The sequence below is a fragment of the Haemophilus haemolyticus genome (assembly GCF_001008275.1).
GTDB classification, from domain to species: Bacteria; Pseudomonadota; Gammaproteobacteria; order Enterobacterales; family Pasteurellaceae; genus Haemophilus; species Haemophilus haemolyticus_P.
Map to the genome: position 1 here is coordinate 1 of NZ_LCTH01000022.1, position 21,265 is coordinate 21,265.

Here is a 21,265-nt window from a genome sequence, read left to right on the forward strand (position 1 = left end):
AAATACAGGAATACCTAGGTTGTTTGCTTCTTTAACTGCGATATGTTCATGGTCTGCACCGATAACAAATAATGCATCTGGTAAGCCGCCCATATCTTTGATACCGCCAAGGCTTAATTCAAGTTTTTCCATCTCACGGCTACGCATTAACGCTTCTTTTTTGGTTAATTTATCAAAAGTACCGTCTTGAGATTGGGTTTCTAAATCTTTTAAACGTTTAATTGATTGACGAACGGTTTTCCAGTTAGTCAACATACCACCTAACCAACGGTGGTTTACGTAATATTGCTGACAATCTAATGCTGCTGCTTGAACTGCTTCAGACGCTGCACGTTTTGTACCAACGAATAATACTTTACCGTTGTTGCTAGCAATGCGAGTTAATTCCGCTAAAGCTTCGTTGAATAAAGGTAAAGTTTTTTCTAAGTTGATGATGTGAACACCGTTACGAGCACCAAAAATGAAAGGTTTCATTTGTGGGTTCCAGTAACGAGTTTGGTGTCCGAAGTGTACGCCTGCGTTGATCATGTCGCGCATTGAAACTTGTGCCATAATATTTTCCTTTTGTTGGGGTTGAGCCTCCACATATCAGCTAATCGACCGTTTGGCACCCCGATTAAGCCTTGTTGATATGTGTGTGTTGTTAGTAATTAAAAAGCTGCTTTTGAAAGGCAAAAACAGCGGGGCGATTTATACCATAAAGTGCGGTTAAAAACCAGTTTATTTTGTTTATTTCTCCACTTTTCTTGCTTTGACAAATAACAATGGTGGGCGGTGCGATAAATCTTTAAATTCATTATGCCATTGCGGTTGATCGGCAAGCATTGGTTCTTCCATTTGCTCGATTTGAAACCCTGCGAAAATTAAATTATTGATAATTGTCGCAGTTGTTCGATGATAGGTTTGAAAAGGCTGTTTGAACCAATTTCTATTGCGTTCACCCTCTTCTCGATAATGATTTAAACGATAAGCAACTTGCTGTTTTTTGTCATTTTTTTCCCAGCGTTCACCTTCTTTGTGGCAGGTGATTATCGGGTGTTCTTGTGAGAAAACCAATATGCCATTAGACGAGAGTTTGTTATGGATGGTTGATAATAAGGCTGGGAAATTTTCAATATAATGAAAGGCAAAAGAGCTAGTAATTACATCGAAATGACGTTCTGGTAACTCAGCTAATTTTTCCATTGGTAAGTGATATAAGGAAAAACGCCCTGAAAATTCACCGCACTTTTGCAGATCTTTTTCAGCTTGTTCAAGCATTTTTTCGGAAAGATCGGTTCCTATCACTTTAGCCGAGCCTCGTTCTAGGTAAAGTTGTAAATGCTCTCCGGTGCCACAGCCTAAATCGAGTAATTTTTTCCCTTTTAAATCAGGCAATAATGAGAGCATAGTAGGTTTTTCAATAATTTCATTCAGACTAATTGGATTTGCGCGGAGTTTCTGATAAAGCTCAAAGAAGTTTTCTTGGTCATAAACGCTAGTTTTATTATTCATCTCGTATCCTATATTACAAATAAAAAGGAGAATATTGATCTGGTGCCCCCAAATTTATATTAGACAACTAACTGATTAAAGTGTAGATTTTTTATGACTAACTACAAGCAACTCTTCAAACAATAAGTGCTCAATGTTTATCTTCAATGCAGTAAAAATCATTCTCTCCCCTAAGGCATCTTAAACGTCCCGAACAAACATTACATCGTTGAATGTAAACAATTTAATCTTGGTAGAATCAATGGTTACAAGTCTTTGAAAGACAAGGTATAAACAGCTTAATGCCTAAAAGGTATCCAACGGACTAAAATGCTACTTAAGTCCAAAATACGAGAAGAAACGTTGGAATTAGAGAAGCTCAAACTTTATGCGGAGAATGCTATTCTAGAAAAGTTATAAGTCTCAAATAACAGAAAAAGCCACAATCGTCAAAGCATTAAGGATGGACTTTCTAATTCAGATATTGCTTGATTTAACGGCGTTAGCACTCAATGTTTTCTTTTGTCATGAAAAGTGGATATTCATTATTACCACCATGAGAGTATTCAGTGTAAACTAAAAAACTAAGCCCTGTGAATCACAGAGCTTAGTCCTTGATTTAATAACTTAACTTTTTTTGGTAGGGATAAAATTTCACCGCTCTTTTGCTTTTCTTTGTTTAGTTTATTTTCAATACTAGTTTTCAAACGAATCTTTTAAGCGTTCATCTGCTCGTCGAGATTCACTTTTATGTTGAAGTTTATTAAGCTGGCGCTCTAATTTTTCTTCAACTTCATTAATTGCTTTATACATATCATCTGAGGTTGCACTTGCCAATAAATTGCCCAGTGGCGTGCCAATAGATGCCTCTACAGTAAATCCATTCGGTACTTTGTTTAAAACAAAATGGGGGTTAATTAACTGTGTTTGCCATTTACCTAATTTCGCGAGTCTTTCCTCCACGTGTTCACGAATTGCAGGGGTGATTTCCATTTGTTTGCTGGTGATATTAAGTGTCATAGCATTTACCTCTTTGTTGCGTGATTTATAGTTTTCTTTAACTACAAAATAGCTTTCTTAATTCGGGTTTTCAAGGGCTTTAAGAGAAAATGTCAAAGTAATTTTTAAAAATATGATCTATGTCTAATTTCTGAAAAAAGCTGCTTTTCTTTCCAAGATAAGTTGTTAAGATGGGAAATTGTGATAAGAAAAAGGTGTGGATATTGACTGTATCTACACCTTTTTTCATTTGATTATTCTACGATTTCATCTTGATCGTGATGATTTATTTTCAATCGTTGGAAATAATCTTTTGTTTCTTCAATCACAACTTTTCGCAATCCAATGAGTGCGATGAGATTTGGAAAGGCCATTAAACCATTTACGATATCGGCGATAATCCAGATTAAATTTAAGTGTAAGAATGAGCCTAACCCCACCAACACAATATAAGCTAAACGATATAATTTTACGCCACGAATACCAACGAGGTAAACAAAGCACCGTTCACCGTAGTAACACCAGCCTAAAATAGTTGTGAATGCAAAAAATAATAAACCGACGGTTACAATCGTTGCGCCAATTGATGTCCCTAAACCTTGTGCAAAGGCGTAGTTTGTGACTGTAGCACCCGCTAATTCAGGATTGCTCCACGCTCCAGTTAATACCAATACAATCCCAGTCATTGTACAAACGATGATGGTATCCAAGAATGTTCCTGTCATAGAAATTAAACCTTGACGGACAGGTTCACGAGTTTGTGCTGCTGCGGCTGCAATTGGTGCGCTTCCTAAACCTGATTCATTGGAGAAAATACCTCGAGCGACGCCTGATTGAATAGCCTTCATTACGGTAAAGCCAACAGCCCCGCCTAGCGCAGCCTGCGGATCAAAAGCACTATAAATAATTAATGAGATCGCATCTGGTACTTTTTCTATATTTAAAAGGATAATAACCAGTGAAGTAGTGACGTATAAAATCGCCATAAACGGTACAATTACCGATGATGCGGTTGCGATACGTTTTACACCACCAAGAATGATTAAGCCGACTAAAAGCGTCACAATAATTGCAGTAACTAAAACAGGAATATTAAAAGTATCTTGCATTGCATGGGTAATCGCATTGACCTGAGGGAATGTACCGATTCCGAAAAAGGCAACCATTACACCCAATAATGCAAATAATTTTGCTAGCCACTTGATACCTAGACCGCGTTCAATGTAATACATTGGACCGCCAGCCATAAAGCCATTTTTATCGCGAACACGGTATTTAACTGCGAGTAAACATTCGGCATATTTTGTTGCCATTCCTAACAAGGCGACTAGCCACATCCAAAAAATGGCACCAGGTCCACCAGCTTGTACAGCAGTTGCAACGCCCACAATATTTCCAGTTCCGATTGTTGCTGCTAATGCGGTACAAAGTGCGGCAAAAGATGACACATCGCCTTTTCCGCCTTTATCTTTTTTAAATAAATAACCCAGCGCACGTGGTAAATAGCGAATTTGAATAAAGCCTAAACGTAAGGTTAAGTAGAGCCCTGTGCCCGATAAGAGTATGAGTAGCGGAGCGCCCCAAATAAAGCTATCAATAGCTGAAAGAATTGACTCAATTGTCATGTGATTCCTCGTCGTTTAAATCAAAAATAAACACGACAAGAAGACGAAAAGATACAATGGAAAAGAAAGTGCGGTGAAAAGATAGATAATTTCCACACTTACGATAGATTGTCTTTTGCCCCTGTCCTTTTGCCTGAGCGTTTGAAAAACGATTGAAAAATTAACCGCTCTTTTGCGCCTTCGGCGTCCATTTCTAAAATGGATCTCTCCAAGGGTTCGTCCAGTAACAGTCCCTGCCATCGCACCTGAAAGATTTTACATCGTCGGTGTGGGGTCAATTCCCCGCTCTCCAGCTACCTTCATCCGAACTCACTTTTCATTGTGACAATCACAATTAAAGCGTATGGATTCTATCAAAATGGGAAATTAATTTCAAAAAGGAATTTTAAAATAGTCTCTCAGTTGATAGAAATAATGACTTTATTCTATATCCCCACAAAAACGATATCCTTCACCATGCACCGTCATAATGATATTTGGAGTATTAGGATGATCTTCAAAATGTTTTCTAATGCGTCGAATTGTGACATCTACGGTACGATCTTGAGGTTTCAATTCACGTCCCGTCATTTTTTTTAGTAATTCTTCGCGAGTTTGTAATTTTCCTGGATTTTCACAGAAATGTAGCATTGCACGAAATTCACTGCGCGGAAGTTTAAATTCTTGACCTTCTGGCGTAATTAAACTGTGGCTATTTAAGTCTAATTTCCAGCCATTAAAACGATAGAATTCTCGACCAAATGTATTTTCTTTTTCTTGATGCGGCATTGTACGATGCAATAGATTACGTGCACGGATAGTCAATTCTCGAGGGTTAAAAGGTTTGGTTAAATAATCGTCGGCACCGATTTCTAGCCCTAGAATTTTATCGACTTCATTATCACGACCAGTTAGGAATATTAGTGGCAAGTTGAGTTCTTCGCGAAGCTCTCTTGCTAATAATAAACCGTTTTTACCTGGTAAATTAATATCCATCACCACCAAATTAATATTGTGGTTTTCCAACATATGATGCATCTCTGCGCCATTTTCTGCTTCAAGCACATCATACCCTTCCGCTTCAAAAATCCCTTTAAGCGTATTTCGGGTAACGATTTCATCTTCAACAACGAGAATTTGTGGAGTAGCCATTTTCCATCCTTATACTTATTTTGGTGTATGCTATCATGATTCCATTCTAGCGGTGTAACATTGTTGTAACAATAAAAAAGTGCGGTTATTTTTTATAAGATTTTCATTTTTATGATCTAAATCATAGTTTTAGATATTCAAATTTCTTTGTGATAGAATTTTGCGCATTTTTACTTTTCCTTTCAATTCTATGAAAAAACTTTTTCTTTTTTTTACACTGATTTTTACCGCACTTGCAGCTAACGCAGGTTTATTTGATAAGAAACAATCTTTCTTGAAAGTTGATGATGCTTTTGCATTCTCTGCCACTTTATCTACGGATAAAAGTCAATTACAGGTTCATTGGGACATTGCCGATGGCTATTATTTATATCAAGATAAGATTAGTGCTGAATTAGTGGGTAAATTGGATGCTCTCACTTTGCATGCTCAACAAGCCGCTGAATTACATCAAGACCCTTATTTTGGTGAAGTGAAGGTGTTTACTCGCTCAATTGATGGCGTATTTAGCGGCGCATTTAGTCATGCTGATGATCAGGTTGAAATCACTTATCAAGGATGTACCGAAGGTTTTTGCTATCCGCCTGAAACTAAAGTATTACGAATTGGGGATTTAACCGTTTCTCAAGAGAAAACTGTCGAAAAAACAGTTGAAAAAAATACCGCACTTTTATCTGAACAAGATCGTTTAGCTGATGGTTTATTCCATAGTAAATGGGCAATTTTCGGTTTCTTTTTATTGGGATTGGGACTGGCTTTTACGCCTTGCGTATTGCCAATGTTACCGTTGCTTTCTGCTATTGTTATCGGTCAGCAACAACGTCCAAATATGATGCGTGCGTTTAGTTTGGCTTTTCTTTACGTTCAAGGTATGGCACTGACTTACACTTTGTTAGGGCTCGCAGTAGCAGCTATCGGTTTACCGTTTCAAATCGCTTTGCAACATCCTTATATGATGATTGGCCTTTCTATTTTATTTGTTGTGCTTGCCCTTTCAATGTTTGGCTTATTTACTATTCAATTGCCAAATAGTTTACAAAATAAATTGAATACATGGAGCCAAAAACAAACCTCGGGTGCTTTTGGCGGAGCCTTTGCAATGGGAATGATTGCTGGGCTGGTGGCATCGCCTTGCACATCTGCGCCACTTTCTGGTGCTTTACTTTATGTGGCGCAAAGTGGCGATTTATTCACAGGCGCAGCAACCCTTTATTTGCTCGCACTTGGTATGGGCGTGCCGCTAATGTTAATCACATTGTTTGGTAATAAAATTTTGCCAAAATCAGGTGAGTGGATGAACACAGTGAAACAAACATTCGGCTTCGTTATGTTAGCGTTACCTGTGTTTTTACTTTCTCGTATTTTGCCTGAAGCGTGGGAGCCACGCTTATGGGCTGGATTAGCGACAGCATTCTTTATTTGGTTTGCGTTGCAGATGCCTAAGAGCGGTTTTGGCTATGCCATTAAAATTATTAGTTTTGCGTTGGCTATGGTTTCCGTACAACCTTTGCAAAATTGGATTTGGCAAACTCAGGCAACAACAGAAAGTGCGGTAGAAAATAAGCCTGTTTCTCAGGTTAAATTTAAGCAAATTAAAAATATTGAAGAACTTGACCGCACTTTAGCGGAAAATCCGCATTCGATCGCAATGTTGGATTTATACGCGGATTGGTGTGTTGCTTGTAAAGAATTTGAAAAGCTGACTTTTTCAGATCCAAAAGTGCAACAGCAATTTCAAAATATCTTATTGTTACAAGTGAATATGACAAAGAATAGCCCAGAAAATAAAGCATTAATGGAGCGCTTTAATGTGATGGGATTACCCACAATTTTATTTTTTGATAAGCAAAATAATGAGATTCAAGGAAGTAGGGTAACGGGCTTTATGGATGCTGATTCTTTTTCTAGTTGGATTGAAAAGCTACTTTAGTTATTTTTTACTTTTGGTGAAAAGTATTTTTCAATTTTGATTATTGTTTAACTATCCGTTAAAGATTAATATGACGCCGTTTTAATTCATCTTTAAACAAAAGGAAAGCAAATGAACAATCTTGAAAAATATCGCCCTTATGTATTGGCTCTATTACGCATCACGGCTGCTTACATGTTTATTTTGCATGGTACAGCAAAATTTTGGGAGTTCCCAATTTCTATGACGGGTGGAAATGGTCCAGTCGGTGACTCTATGATGATTGTAGGTGGCGTGATTGAAATTGTCGGCTCAATCTTATTAATTTTAGGATTATTTACGCGCCCAGCTGCGTTTATTTTATCTGGCCAAATGGCTTTTGCGTATTTCTTTATGCATGTGGCTGGAAAAGGGAATTTACTATTCCCAATTGCAAATGGCGGTGAGCTTGCGTTACTTTACTCTGTACTCTTCTTATATTTTGTATTTTTTGGTGCAGGTGCTTGTGCCTTAGATAACAAGTTTTTTAAAAAGTAGTTTAGTTGTAGTTTCATAATTTAATCCTTTTATTTGCCCACATTTATGTGGGCTTTTTTATGCTTGAAATTTACCGCACTTCATTCTGATTACATTTTATTTAATCTTTTCTATATTTGCGCAAACGATTGCGCTATAATTCACTCCGCTTATTTTTAACCATTTAATGAAGGAAAATGTAATGACAGATCGTCCAATTCGTCAGGCTTTACTAAGTGTTTCTGATAAAACCGGTATCGTAGAATTTGCTCAAGGCTTAGTACAGCGTGGTGTAAAACTACTTTCCACAGGCGGTACCGCAAAATTGTTGGAGCAACATGGTTTGCCAGTGACTGAAGTGTCTGATTATACGGGATTCCCAGAAATGATGGACGGTCGCGTGAAAACCTTACATCCAAAAGTGCATGGTGGGATTCTTGGTCGTCGTGGTACAGATGATACCATCATGCAGCAACATGGCATTGAAGGCATTGATATGGTGGTGGTGAATTTATATCCATTTGCAGCCACTGTGGCTAAACCAGATTGTACCTTGGCTGATGCGGTAGAAAATATCGATATCGGTGGACCAACCATGGTGCGTTCTGCAGCGAAAAACCATAAAGATGTGGCGATCGTAGTGAATAATCAGGATTTTGATGCCATTCTTACAGAGATGGATAAACATCAAAACAGCCTAACGCTTGAAACTCGTTTTGACCTTGCGATTAAAGCATTTGAACATACCGCTCAATATGACTCCATGATTGCCAACTATTTTGGACAAATGGTGAAACCATATCATGTGGCGGAGGAAGAAGATACGGAGGCGAAGTGCGGTCAATTCCCACGGACTTTAAATTTGAACTTCGTGCGTAAACAAACCATGCGTTACGGTGAAAATTCCCATCAAAATGCCGCGTTTTATGTAGATCTCAATGTAAAAGAAGCGAGTGTGGCAACAGCAAACCAACTGCAAGGTAAAGCCTTGTCTTACAATAATATTGCCGACACCGATGCAGCCCTTGAATGTGTGAAAGAATTTGATGAGCCGGCCTGCGTGATTGTTAAACACGCCAATCCGTGTGGTGTGGCTTTAGGCAAAGACATTTTAGAGGCCTACAACCGTGCCTATCAAACAGACCCAACCTCAGCCTTTGGCGGCATCATTGCGTTTAACCGTGAATTAGACGAAAAAACGGCAAATGAAATTGTAGAACGCCAATTTGTTGAAGTGATTATTGCACCGAAAGTTTCTGCTGAAGCGCAAGAAGTCGTGAAACGTAAGAAAAATGTTCGTTTGCTTGAATGTGGTGAATGGACTTCTCGTTCCGAACGTTTGGATTTTAAACGTGTAAACGGCGGTTTATTAGTACAAGATGCGGATTTAGGCATGGTTGGTTTGGATGATTTAAAAGTGGTGAGTAAACGTCAGCCAACCGAACAAGAACTAAAAGACTTATTGTTCTGCTGGAAAGTGGCAAAATTTGTGAAATCAAATGCGATTGTTTACGCCAAAGATAATCAAACCATCGGCATTGGTGCAGGTCAAATGAGCCGCGTGTATTCGGCTAAAATCGCAGGCATTAAAGCGCAAGATGAAGGCTTGGAAGTAGCAGGTTGTGTGATGGCATCTGATGCATTCTTCCCATTCCGTGACGGCATTGATGCAGCGGCGAAAGTGGGCATTCAATGTGTGATTCATCCGGGCGGCTCAATGCGTGATCAGGAAGTGATTGATGCAGCAGATGAACATAATATGGTGATGGTATTGACTGGAATGCGTCATTTTAGACATTAATTTATGCAGTAACTTCGCTCCATGAGCGACTTACTTATTCCCCTTCTTTTGTAAAGAGGGGGCTAGGGGGAGATTTAAACGATGCTAAATGTACTATGAGGTTGAAATAACTTCTGCCAAATCTCCCCTACCCCTCTTTGCTAAAGAGGGGGTTGAATTCAAAAAGATACAAGGAGCATTATGAACATCCTCATCATCGGAAACGGCGGTCGTGAACACGCTCTGGCTTGGAAAGCTGCACAATCTCCAGTAGCAGATAAAGTTTTTGTCGCACCTGGAAACGCAGGTACAGCATTGGAACACAAAGTAGAAAACGTGAATATTTCTGCAACAGATATCCCCGCATTAGTGAAATTTGCTCAAGATAAGCAAATAGGGCTGACAATTGTGGGGCCTGAAGCCCCGTTAGTGATTGGAGTAGTTGATGCATTTCGTGAAGCTGGATTGAAAATTTTTGGTCCAACGCAAGCGGCAGCGCAATTGGAAGGTTCAAAAGCTTTTACCAAAGATTTTTTAGCGCGTCATAAAATCCCAACAGCGGAATATCAAAACTTTACTGAAGTCGAACCAGCATTGGCTTACTTGCGTGAAAAAGGTGCACCAATTGTCGTTAAAGCGGATGGCTTGGCGGCAGGCAAAGGCGTGATTGTGGCGATGACGTTGCAGGAAGCGGAAGAGGCTGTACGTGATATGCTTTCTGGCAATGCCTTCGGTGAGGCCGGCAGTCGGGTGGTCATTGAAGAATTTTTAGATGGCGAAGAGGCGAGCTTTATCGTCATGGTGGACGGCAAAAATGTCGAACCTATGGCGACTAGTCAAGATCATAAACGCGTAGGCGAAAATGATACAGGCTTAAATACCGGCGGTATGGGCGCCTATTCGCCAGCGCCTGTAGTAACACCTGAAATTCATGATCGCATCATGCGAGAAGTGATTTATCCAACGGTTAACGGAATGGCTGCGGAAGGTAATATTTACACAGGTTTTCTGTATGCTGGATTAATGATTATGCCGAACGGTCAGCCGAAAGTGATCGAATTTAACTGTCGTTTCGGTGATCCGGAAACTCAACCGATTATGTTGCGTTTGGAATCGGATTTGGTGGAACTTTGTCTTAAAGCCTGTGATGGCAAATTGGACGAAGTGAAATCCCAATGGAACCCGAAGGCTTCTTTGGGTATCGTATTAGCAGCAGAAGGTTATCCGGGAGATTATCGTAAAGGCGATGAAATCAGCGGTTTGCCTCAAAGTGCGGTCGAAAATGAGAAAGTTTTTTTGGCCGGCGTAGAGGCTAAAGCGGGCAAGTTAGTCACCAACGGTGGCCGCGTGCTTTGTGTGACTGCATTAGGTGAAAGCGTATTTGAGGCACAACAAAAAGCCCTGAAACTGGCTGAACAAATTCAATGGACTGGGCGTTTTTATCGTCGAGATATTGGTTACAGAGCTGTGGAACGAGAGTTGCAAAAATAATTCATCATCATTATGATGAATTAATTTCATTTAAGTGATGAAAATTTAGGAATGAAATTTTAATTAAGTTTTTATCCATAAACAGTTAAACTATCTGCCATAAATTACATAACAGGAGAACACAATGTTTACTAGAAATATGACTATCGCTGATTACGATCCAGTATTGTGGCAAGCGATCCAAGATGAAAATCGTCGTCAAGAAGAACATATCGAACTAATTGCATCTGAAAACTATGCTAGTCCGCGTGTGATGGAAGCTCAAGGTTCACAATTCACTAATAAATATGCTGAAGGCTATCCAGGTAAACGTTATTACGGTGGTTGTGAGTATGCAGACATTGTGGAACAGTTAGCAATTGACCGTGCGAAGGAATTATTTGGTGCAGATTACGTGAATGTTCAACCGCACTCTGGCTCACAAGCAAACGCTGCAGTGTATGGTGCATTGATTAATGCGGGCGATACTATTTTAGGGATGGATTTAGCACACGGTGGCCACCTAACCCATGGGGCGAAAGTAAGCTTCTCCGGTAAAATCTATAATTCTGTACTTTATGGAATCACAGCGGATGGCTTAATTGATTATGAAGATGTTCGTCAAAAAGCATTAGAATGTAAACCAAAACTTATCGTTGCGGGTTTCTCAGCTTATTCACAAGTTGTGGATTGGGCGAAAATGCGTGAAATCGCAGATGAAGTTGGTGCGTATTTATTCGTTGATATGGCTCACGTTGCTGGCTTAATCGCAGCAGGTTTATATCCAAATCCATTACCATACGCACACGTTGTGACAACAACCACCCATAAAACTTTAGGTGGTCCACGTGGTGGTTTAATCCTTTCTTCTTGTGGTGATGAAGAGATTTATAAACGCTTACAATCTTCAGTTTTCCCTGCAAACCAAGGTGGTCCATTGGTTCACATTATTGCGGCGAAAGCGGTATGTTTCAAAGAAGCATTAGAGCCTGCTTATAAAGAATATCAAGCAAACGTGATTAAAAATGCGAAAGCAATGGTGGAAGTATTTAAACAACGTGGTTATGACGTTGTGTCAAATGGTACTGAAAACCACTTGTTCTTAGTAAGTTTCATTAAACAAGGATTAACTGGTAAAGCAGCAGATGCAGCTTTAGGCAAAGCAAACATTACCGTGAATAAAAATGCTGTACCAAACGATCCGCAAAAACCATTTGTTACTTCAGGTATCCGTGTAGGTACACCATCTGTGACTCGCCGTGGTTTCAATGAAAATGATGTGCGTGAATTAGCTGGCTGGATGTGTGATGTGTTAGATGCTTTAGGCAAAGAAAATGAAGAACAAGTGATTGCTGCAACTAAAGAAAAAGTATTAGCAATTTGTAAACGTCTTCCAGTTTATCCGAAATGATTTATTTTCTTTCGTTGATTATATGGTTAGCGGCGATCAATATCGCCGCTTATTTTTTTATGTGGAAAGATAAAATTCGGGCTGTGCATAACGAGTGGAGAATTCCTGAAAAAACATTTTTTCTTTTAAGCCTTTTAGGTGGTTTTATGGGAATGCATTTAGCCATGAAACATTTTCGCCATAAAACGCTGCATTTTAGTTTTAAATTTATTGTTGTTATTAGTGCATTTCTTTGGGTTGTCGTTTTTCCATGGTTATATTTTTCTTTTATTTTTCAATATATAAAAGCATGATAATGTAGATAAATTAATTTGTTATAGTTCACTAACCATTGGTTTGGAGAGCTGATTTTTACTAGCGTTATTTTGTATAATATTGGAAATTTTTTATGGGAAATCATATGAGTTATATTGTTGGCTTAACTGGTGGTATTGGTAGTGGTAAAACAACGATTGCTAATTTATTTGCCGATCTTGGCGTACCTCTAGTGGATGCGGATGTGGTTGCTAGAGAAGTCGTCGCGAAAGATTCCCCCTTATTGTCAAAAATTGTTGAACATTTTGGTGCTCAAATTTTAACGGAACAAGGCGAACTTAATCGTGCCGCTTTACGAGAACGAGTGTTTAGTCATGATGAAGATAAATTGTGGTTAAATAATCTTTTACATCCCGCTATTCGTGAACGAATGAAACAACAATTAGCTGAACAAACTGCGCCTTACACATTATTTGTCGTCCCTTTATTAATCGAAAATAAATTGACCGCACTTTGTGATCGTATTTTGGTGGTAGATGTGAGTCCACAAACTCAACTTGCTCGTTCATCGCAACGAGATAACAATAATTTTGAACAAATTCAACGAATTATGAATTCTCAAGTTTCTCAACAAGAGCGTTTAAAATGGGCGGATGATGTGATTAATAATGATGCTGAACTGGCCCAAAACTTACCGCACTTGCAGCAAAAGGTGCTAGAATTTCACCAGTTTTATTTACAACAAGCGGAAAATAAAAATGTCTGACGAAATTATTGAAGTACCTTGTCCGATTTGCCAAAAATCTGTGCCTTGGACAAATGAAAGTACTTTTCGACCTTTTTGTAGCAAACGTTGCCAATTAATCGATCTTGGCGAATGGGCGGCTGAAGAAAAAACGATTCTAAGTGATACTGCTGATTTTGCGATGGATCCAAATGTGAGTGATGAATGGAGCATTAAATAGAGATTAACCGATAGGAAACCCTATCGGTTAATTTTTATAAGTGCGCTCCTTTTTTGAGGATTTTCCCTAAGCATGCTATGCTAAACGTAATTTTATTATTCTAAAATGTGATTTTTATGCAACAAGATTATTTAAGCCAAAAACGATTCTCCGATCTTCCTCTACACCCGATTGTACGAGATGCTTTGGCAAAAAAAGGCTTTGATTTTTGTACCCCAATTCAGGCTTTATCCTTGCCTATCAGTTTAAATGGACGAGATGTCGCAGGACAAGCTCAAACTGGTACAGGCAAGACAATGGCTTTTTTAACGGCTACTTTTCACCATCTTTTAACTCACCAAGATCCTAATCTTGAATATCCTCACCCAAGAGCTTTGATTTTAGCACCTACTCGAGAATTAGCGGTGCAGATTAGTAATGACGCAGAATTTCTTGCAAAAGTAAGTGGATTAAAGACCGCACTTGCCTATGGTGGCGATGGTTATGACAAACAGCTACAAGCGATTGAGCGTGGCGTCGATATTTTGATTGGTACGACTGGGCGAGTCATTGATTATGTGAAGCAAGGCGTAATTAGTTTAGATGAAATTCAAGTTGTCGTGCTAGATGAAGCAGATCGAATGTTTGATCTTGGGTTTATCCGTGATATTCGTTATTTATTGCGTAAATGCCCCGCTCCACAAGCTCGTTTAACGATGTTATTTTCAGCAACGCTTTCTTATAAAGTGCGTGAATTAGCATTTGAAGATATGAATGACCCTGAATATATCGAAATTGAACCAGAACAAAAAACAGGACATCGCATTAAAGAAGAACTTTTTTATCCATCTAATCAGGATAAAATGGCACTTCTCTTAACCTTAATGGAAGATGAATGGCCTGAGCGCTGTATTGTGTTTGCGAATACGAAACATCGTTGTGAAGAAATTTGGGGTTATTTGGCGGCTGATGGGCATCGTGTTGGTTTACTGACTGGCGATGTGGCACAGAAAAAACGTTTGTCGCTATTGAAACAATTTACTGATGGTGATTTGGATATTTTAGTGGCAACAGATGTGGCTGCTCGTGGCTTGCATATTTCTGATGTGACGCATGTTTTCAATTATGATTTACCCGATGATAGAGAAGATTACGTTCACCGAATCGGCCGTACTGGACGAGCAGGGGAAAGTGGTGTTTCTATTAGTTTCGCTTGCGAAGAATATGCGATGAATTTACCCGCTATTGAAGAATATATTGGCCATTCTATCCCAGTGAGCCAATATGAAACAGAAGCCTTGCTTGAACTGCCGAAACCATATCGGTTAAAACGTACGGCGCCACCGCAAGGGCATACAAGACATCGTTCTTATCACACAAAATAGTGATATAATTTTTTTAGTCTCAATAATTAATAAGGAAATCATTATGGCCATTTTAGTGACAGGTGGCGCCGGTTATATCGGCTCTCATACAGTTGTAGAATTATTAAATGCTGGCAAAGAGGTGGTGGTATTAGATAATCTTTGCAATTCATCGCCAAAATCCCTTGAACGAGTAAAACAAATTACGGGTAAAGAAGCAAAGTTTTATGAAGGCAATATTTTAGATCGTGCTTTGTTACAAAAAATTTTTGCAGAAAATGAGATTAGCTCTGTTATTCACTTTGCAGGGTTAAAAGCCGTAGGGGAAAGTGTTCAAAAGCCGACAGAATATTACATGAACAATGTCGCTGGCACCCTTGTATTAATTCAAGAAATGAAAAAAGCAGATGTTTGGAACTTTGTATTTAGCTCATCTGCAACGGTTTACGGTGATCCAAAAATTATTCCAATTACAGAAGATTGTGAAGTCGGCGGTACAACCAATCCTTATGGTACATCTAAATATATGGTTGAACAGATTTTACGTGATACAGCAAAAGCGGAACCAAAATTTAGCATGACCATCTTGCGTTATTTTAATCCGGTTGGGGCGCATGAAAGTGGCTTAATCGGTGAAGATCCAAATGGTATTCCAAATAATTTATTACCTTATATTAGCCAAGTTGCTATCGGTAAATTAGCACAACTTTCTGTATTTGGTAGTGATTACGACACCCATGATGGAACAGGTGTGCGTGATTATATTCATGTAGTGGATTTAGCTGTGGGGCATTTAAAAGCGCTTCAACGTCATGAAAATGATGCTGGTTTACATATTTATAACCTTGGTACAGGCCATGGTTATTCCGTATTAGATATGGTAAAAGCCTTTGAAAAAGCCAACGACATTACCATTGCATATAAACTTGTAGAACGCCGCCCTGGTGATATTGCGACATGCTATTCTGATCCAAGTTTAGCTGCAAAAGAGCTTGGGTGGGTGGCAGAACGCGGTCTTGAAAAAATGATGCAAGATACGTGGAACTGGCAGAAAAATAATCCAAAAGGGTACAGAGATTAATATTCTCTAATATTTGTTTTTCTTTTTTAGGAAGAAGAATGCTAAACATTGGGGGATATGATTAAAAATCCCCCTAATTTTTACACTTATCCTTTAATTGAAAGGAGAAGTTTCTAAAATACAACCAAAATTAACCGCACTTTATGTCAAATTCCCTTTCTTCCCAAATTTTTACGCGCAAGATGTTGATTTGCGTATTCACAGGTTTTAATTCTGGTTTGCCATTATTTGTGTTATTGCAAATGTTGCCTGTTTGGCTAACAGATAAACATCTTTCAATTGAGCTTATTGGTGCGGTAACTGGTGTGATGTTGCCTTATGGATTAAAATTTTTGTGGGCACCATTATTGGATCGTTATTTCCCAAGTTTTTTAGGGCGTCGTCGTAGCTGGATGTTGCTTTCACAAGTGGCATTATTGATCTTACTTTACATCATTAGCCTTTTTGATCCGCTCACACAACTGAGCACGGTGGCAAATATTGCGTTGCTTATCTCCTTTTTTTCAGCCACACAAGATATCGTGTTGGACGCTTATCGTCGTGAAATTTTGAGTGATCATGAATTAGGTTTAGGAAACACTATTCATATTAATGCTTATCGAATTGCGGGATTAATTCCTGGTGGATTATCGCTCTATTTGGCGGCGATTTATCCTTGGGACACAGTCTTTTTATGGACCGCACTTTGTATGTTAGCGGGCATCTTCATGACGTTATTTTTAGCAAAAGAGCCCAAAATAGACATACAGCAAACTAATCAGCCGTTCTATCAAGCATTTTGGATTCCATTACAAGAATTTTTCCAGCGTAAGGGCGTCATTCAAGCTATCGGTTTTTTACTGTTTTTGTTTTTATATAAATTCGGGGATTCTTTTGCCACAACGCTACAAACCAAATTTATTTATGATATGGGCTTTAGCAAAGAGGATATAGCCATTGTTGTAAAAAGTACCGCACTTTGGTCAAGCATTTTATCTGGGCTTGCTGGTGGTGTGATAATGCTAAAACTGGGTATTAACCGTGCATTGTGGCTATTTGGGCTTGTACAAATGGTAACAATTGGTGGGTTTATTTGGTTGGCAGCTTTCGGTCATTTTGATGTTATTACATCAGCCGAGTTATGGAAACTGGGTGTTGTGATTGCAGCAGAATATATCGGCGTTGGACTTGGTACCGCAGCTTTTGTGGCTTTTATGGCGCGTGAGAGTAATCCTCTTTATACCGCAACACAGCTTGCACTTTTTACAAGCCTTTCAGCTTTGCCAAGTAAAGTGTTAGGTATGCTTTCTGGTTATGTTGTAGGAGCAGTGGGGTATTATCAGTATTTTTGGTTTTGTTTATTTTTAGCGATTCCAGGCATGCTTTGTTTATTTTGGGTAGCACCTTGGAATCAAGATAATAATACGGCCAATTCACTATAAAAGTGCGGTAAAAATTATAAAAAATTTGACCGCACTATGCTTTATCAGTATCTTAATCACGTTTTTTATTAATGGAGATTTTTTATGAAAATTATTCTTTTAGGTGCACCAGGCGCTGGTAAAGGCACTCAAGCACAATTTATTATGAACAAATTTGGTATCCCGCAAATTTCAACTGGCGATATGTTTCGTGCTGCAATCAAAGCAGGGACTGAACTTGGCAAACAAGCCAAAGCATTAATGGATGAAGGTAAATTAGTACCAGATGAATTAACCGTTGCGCTTGTAAAAGATCGTATTGCTCAACCTGACTGCGCAAATGGTTTCTTGTTAGATGGTTTCCCTCGTACTATTCCTCAAGCGGATGCATTGAAAGATTCAGGCGTTAAAATTGACTTTGTTTTAGAATTCGATGTGCCAGACGAAGTGATTGTTGAACGTATGAGTGGTCGTCGCGTACACCAAGCGTCTGGTCGTTCTTACCATATAGTTTATAATCCACCAAAAGTGGAAGGTAAAGATGATGTGACAGGTGAAGATTTAATTATTCGTGCGGACGATAAACCAGAAACTGTGTTAGATCGTTTAGCCGTATATCATAAACAAACCAGCCCATTAATTGATTATTACCAAGCAGAAGCGAAAGCGGGGAATACTCAATATTTCCGTTTAGATGGTACAAAAAAAGTAGAAGAAGTTAGCCAAGAGTTAGATAAAATCTTAGGCTAAAAATAATCTAAAAAAATAAACCGCACTTTGGGTGACCTAAGTGCGGTTTGTTTTTTCTATGTTTTAATTAGTGGGTTGTTTTATTTTCATCAAAAACTGGTAATGGTTTATGTTCGGTTGCTACATAGCTATATACCACAGGCAATACGAACAAGGTGAAAATAGTACCAATGGATAATCCCGCTACAATCACTATCCCCATACTAAAGCGAGATACTGCTCCCGCACCTGTTGCATAGAGTAATGGAATTAAGCCTGCTACCATTGCAGCGGTTGTCATTAGGATTGGGCGTAAACGTACTTTTGCAGCATGAGTGATTGCCTCAATTCGAGTTTTACCATGGTTTAGCTGCTCTTCTTTTGCCACTTCACACATTAATATACCGTGTTTGGTGATTAATCCCACGAGAGTAATTAACCCGACTTGAGAGTAGATATTTAATGTTGTTCCCGCGATGCTAAAGAAGGATAAAATATTTAAACTCACTAATGCACCACTTACGGCTAATGGTACGGAAATCATAATTACCATTGGGTCACGTATAGATTCAAACTGAATCGCAAGTACCAAGAATATGATGATAACAGCCAATGCAAAAGTGACGGCTAATGCATTACCTTCTTGTACTAATTGACGTGCTTCAGATTTAAAGTCAAACGTATAGCCTTGCGGTAAATTGTCTGTTGCATGTTGTTGTAGCCATGAAACGGCATCGCCCGTTGATGAACCTGGCATTGGTACTGCGCTAATTTGTGCTGAGTTTAATTGGCTAAAGCGCGATAATGAAGTAGGCTGTGTTTCTAGCTTCATTGTGATTAAACTGCTTAATGGCACAGATTGCCCATTACTTGCCGTTAAGTAATAGTTTTTGAATGCTTCGGGTGATAAACGGTCATCACGTTTGACTTGCGAAATGACTTTATAAGCTCGTCCATCCACATTGACTCGCGTAATCGTTGCTCCAGATAAGAAACTCCCTAAAGTATTACTAATTTGTTGCATCGTAATACCGTAAGTCCCAGCTTTCTCTTTATCTACCGAAATTGTCATTTGCGCCGTGTCATAGGTCAAATCTAAATTTGTATAAATAAATTTGCCAGAGGCTTTCATCGCACTTAGGAATTTCTCTGCGGTATTTGCCAAAGATTTATAATCTTGAGCAGTTTTCAACACGATAGAGACTGGAGGGCCTTGTTCCCCTGTATCAATTTCAGGAAAGTTAAATGCAGATACGGAGACTTCTGGAATTGATTTCGCTTTTGCATTGATTTCATTCATTACGGCAGATTGCTTGCGTGAGCGTTCTTTCCAGTCTTTCAATGTGATGATGTTTAACGAACCATTAGAATTTGGCGCGCCAGCAATACTCATCCCAAAAGAGACTTCAGGTGTTTCCATTACATTTTTCATGTATGGCTGCATTGCATTTTGAATGTAATCCACATTTACGCTAGATGGCGCATTACCAATCGCAATAAATGCACCTTTATCTTCATTTGGTGTTAATTCATTAGAAAGTGAATTAAATAAAAATGGGAGCGTTGAGAAAATCACCACAGCAAAAGTCAGCATTGATTTACGATTGAGCATAACGAGATCAAGCATGTATTCGTAAATACGATTTACTTTACCTAAGGTATGTTCTACGCGTTCTTCCATCCATGTTGGTTTAGCATTGGATTTAAGTAATTTACTACTCATCATTGGCGATAACGTTAATGCCACAACACCAGAAATAAATACCGCACCAGCTAGAGTTAAAGCAAACTCTTTAAACAATGTGCCAGTAATCCCCCCCATTAAAGCCATTGGTGAGTAAACCGCGATCAATGCGATAGTCATGGAAATTACAGGTACGGCAATTTCACGAGTACCAATAATTGCAGCGCGGAATGGTGTTTCCCCTTCTTTAATATGGCGATCTACGTTTTCTAAGACCACAATCGCATCATCTACGACTAAACCGATAGCAAGAATAAGCGCTAATAATGTCATTAAGTTAATAGAAAAATCTAAACTTTGTAGCATCATTAAAACACCGATCAAAGAAATCGGAATGGTGAGAACTGGAATTAAAATTGCGCGAAGCGATCCGATAAACATCAAGATAACCACTAATACAATAACAGTTGCTTCCACAATAGTTTTAATTACTTCATGGATTGAACTATTAATCGCAATAGTGCGGTCATAAAGAATGTCAGTTTCCATGCTATCCGGTAGTTGTTTTTTAATACTTTCAAAGAGCGGTCGGATTTTTTCTGCAACGGTTAATGGGTTAGCTGATGAAGTTGGATTGATGCCTAATACGACAGAATCTGCACCGTTTGCCGTTGCACGAGAATTATCACTTTCTTTGTTCAATTCAATGGTGGCAATATCGCGTAGGCGTACTAAATCATCACCACGAGAAGCAACAATTAAGTTACCTAATTGTTCAACCGATTTGGTCGTTGTTTCAACTTTGTTGCGGTAAGTGACGTAGTAGCCGTTATCATTACCAGCTGCAGTTTGTACATTATTTGCAGAAAGGGCAGACATCACTGTTGGTGCAGAAAGATTTTGTGACGCCATTTTTTGAGGATCTAGCCAAATACGTAATGCATATTCAGCCGCACCAAATACTTGTACTTCTGCCACACCTTCAATCGTAAAGAATTGAGGTTTGACTACGCGGTTAATGTAGTCTGTTACTTGACTTGAGTCGAGTTTGTTGGAGCGGAAACTTATATACATAATCCCCGTACCACCTGATGAAGAGGCTACGGTTGGCGCTTCAATTCCGCTTGGTAATTTTGAGCGCACAGCATTTACTTTGGCCAATACATCGGCAAGCGCACCAGCAGGATCGGTATTCAGTTTCATTTTGACTGTAATAGTCGATGTATTTGGTGCGCTGCTAGATGACATATAGTCAATGTTATCTGCTTGGGCGATAGATTCTTCTAATGTAGAAGTAACAAATGCTTGAATTAGATTTGCATCAGCACCAGGGTAGGCGGTTGTTACCGTAATTACCGTGGTGGTCATTTTAGGGTATTCACGCACTGCCAATTTCGAAATAGCTTGTAAACCTAAAATAATAATAAGCAAGCTAATTGAAATCGCTAAAACAGGACGACGAATAAATATGTCGGTAAATTTCATTCGTATTTC

General features: G+C 38.9%; 18 protein-coding genes, 1 pseudogene and 1 riboswitch. Of the genes and pseudogenes, 13 read left to right on the plus strand and 6 right to left on the minus strand.

Annotated features, from left to right (window positions below; all coding sequences use genetic code 11):
• On the minus strand, positions 1-552 hold a 552-nt coding region (gene rpsB / locus AAX15_RS02835; RefSeq protein ID WP_046939055.1), incomplete at its 3' end, for a 30S ribosomal protein S2.
• A gap of 177 nt (positions 553-729) precedes the next feature.
• A complete protein-coding gene (locus tag AAX15_RS02840; RefSeq protein WP_046939056.1) occupies positions 730-1,494 on the minus strand; it encodes a class I SAM-dependent methyltransferase in 765 nt (254 codons plus the stop codon).
• Positions 1,495-1,730: 236 nt separating this feature from the next.
• Here AAX15_RS02840 and AAX15_RS09585 point away from each other — a divergent pair.
• A pseudogene (locus AAX15_RS09585) lies at positions 1,731-2,008 on the plus strand (IS3 family transposase); the annotation flags it as partial.
• Positions 2,009-2,169: 161 nt separating this feature from the next.
• Here AAX15_RS09585 and raiA read toward each other — a convergent pair.
• The 3 genes from raiA to arcA all read right to left on the minus strand — a co-directional run bounded on the left by raiA (position 2,170) and on the right by arcA (position 5,228).
• The gene (gene raiA / locus AAX15_RS02845; RefSeq protein WP_005640177.1) at positions 2,170-2,493 is read right to left on the minus strand and encodes a ribosome-associated translation inhibitor RaiA; all 324 of its coding nucleotides are present in this window, start codon (positions 2,491-2,493) and stop codon (positions 2,170-2,172) included.
• Positions 2,494-2,726: 233 nt separating this feature from the next.
• Positions 2,727-4,097 carry an alanine/glycine:cation symporter family protein gene (locus AAX15_RS02850; protein ID WP_046939057.1) on the minus strand — a complete coding sequence of 457 codons (1,371 nt, stop codon included), beginning with the start codon at positions 4,095-4,097 and terminating at the stop codon, positions 2,727-2,729.
• 111 nt (positions 4,098-4,208) lie between these two features.
• A riboswitch (glycine riboswitch) is annotated at positions 4,209-4,319 on the minus strand.
• A 198-nt stretch (positions 4,320-4,517) separates the two neighbouring features.
• A complete protein-coding gene (gene arcA / locus AAX15_RS02855) occupies positions 4,518-5,228 on the minus strand; it encodes a two-component system response regulator ArcA (protein ID WP_005627543.1) in 711 nt (236 codons plus the stop codon).
• Positions 5,229-5,418: 190 nt separating this feature from the next.
• On the opposite strand from arcA, the gene AAX15_RS02860 reads away from it, so the two are divergent.
• The 12 genes from AAX15_RS02860 (at position 5,419) to adk (ending at position 18,108) form a co-directional block, all read left to right on the plus strand.
• A complete protein-coding gene (locus AAX15_RS02860) occupies positions 5,419-7,158 on the plus strand; it encodes a protein-disulfide reductase DsbD (protein WP_046939058.1) in 1,740 nt (579 codons plus the stop codon).
• 111 nt (positions 7,159-7,269) lie between these two features.
• The gene (locus AAX15_RS02865) at positions 7,270-7,674 is read left to right on the plus strand and encodes a DoxX family protein (protein ID WP_046939059.1); all 405 of its coding nucleotides are present in this window, start codon (positions 7,270-7,272) and stop codon (positions 7,672-7,674) included.
• Between the two features lie 181 nt (positions 7,675-7,855).
• Positions 7,856-9,454 (plus strand): bifunctional phosphoribosylaminoimidazolecarboxamide formyltransferase/IMP cyclohydrolase, encoded by a 1,599-nt coding sequence (gene purH, locus AAX15_RS02870; protein WP_046939060.1) that lies wholly within the window; start codon positions 7,856-7,858, stop codon positions 9,452-9,454.
• 180 nt (positions 9,455-9,634) lie between these two features.
• Positions 9,635-10,924 (plus strand): phosphoribosylamine--glycine ligase, encoded by a 1,290-nt coding sequence (gene purD / locus AAX15_RS02875; RefSeq protein WP_046939061.1) that lies wholly within the window; start codon positions 9,635-9,637, stop codon positions 10,922-10,924.
• Between the two features lie 124 nt (positions 10,925-11,048).
• On the plus strand, positions 11,049-12,314 hold the full coding sequence (gene glyA, locus AAX15_RS02880; RefSeq protein ID WP_046939062.1) for a serine hydroxymethyltransferase: 1,266 nt from the start codon (positions 11,049-11,051) through the stop codon (positions 12,312-12,314).
• Positions 12,311-12,607 (plus strand): DUF1294 domain-containing protein, encoded by a 297-nt coding sequence (locus AAX15_RS02885; protein WP_046939063.1) that lies wholly within the window; start codon positions 12,311-12,313, stop codon positions 12,605-12,607. The genes glyA and AAX15_RS02885 overlap by 4 nt, the downstream gene beginning before the upstream one ends.
• Positions 12,608-12,714: 107 nt before the next feature.
• Positions 12,715-13,335: a dephospho-CoA kinase gene (gene coaE, locus AAX15_RS02890; RefSeq protein WP_046939064.1), complete on the plus strand. Its 621-nt coding sequence runs from the start codon at positions 12,715-12,717 to the stop codon at positions 13,333-13,335.
• Positions 13,328-13,534, plus strand: coding sequence for a DNA gyrase inhibitor YacG (gene yacG, locus AAX15_RS02895; protein ID WP_046939065.1), 207 nt, complete (start codon positions 13,328-13,330; stop codon positions 13,532-13,534). Before coaE ends, yacG begins: the two co-directional genes overlap by 8 nt.
• 116 nt (positions 13,535-13,650) lie before the next feature.
• Positions 13,651-14,898, plus strand: a complete 1,248-nt coding sequence (gene rhlB / locus AAX15_RS02900; RefSeq protein WP_046939066.1) for an ATP-dependent RNA helicase RhlB — start codon at positions 13,651-13,653, stop codon at positions 14,896-14,898.
• A gap of 43 nt (positions 14,899-14,941) precedes the next feature.
• Positions 14,942-15,958: a UDP-glucose 4-epimerase GalE gene (gene galE / locus AAX15_RS02905; RefSeq protein ID WP_046939067.1), complete on the plus strand. Its 1,017-nt coding sequence runs from the start codon at positions 14,942-14,944 to the stop codon at positions 15,956-15,958.
• Positions 15,959-16,101: 143 nt separating this feature from the next.
• Positions 16,102-17,379, plus strand: a complete 1,278-nt coding sequence (locus AAX15_RS02910; RefSeq protein ID WP_080950411.1) for an MFS transporter — start codon at positions 16,102-16,104, stop codon at positions 17,377-17,379.
• A gap of 84 nt (positions 17,380-17,463) precedes the next feature.
• Entirely contained in the window at positions 17,464-18,108 is a 645-nt protein-coding gene (gene adk / locus AAX15_RS02915) for an adenylate kinase (RefSeq protein ID WP_005625977.1), read from the plus strand.
• A 67-nt stretch (positions 18,109-18,175) separates the two neighbouring features.
• Here the strand turns inward: adk and acrB are convergent, their stop codons facing one another.
• Entirely contained in the window at positions 18,176-21,256 is a 3,081-nt protein-coding gene (gene acrB, locus AAX15_RS02920) for a multidrug efflux RND transporter permease subunit AcrB (RefSeq protein WP_046939069.1), read from the minus strand.
• Positions 21,257-21,265 lie beyond the last annotated feature (9 nt).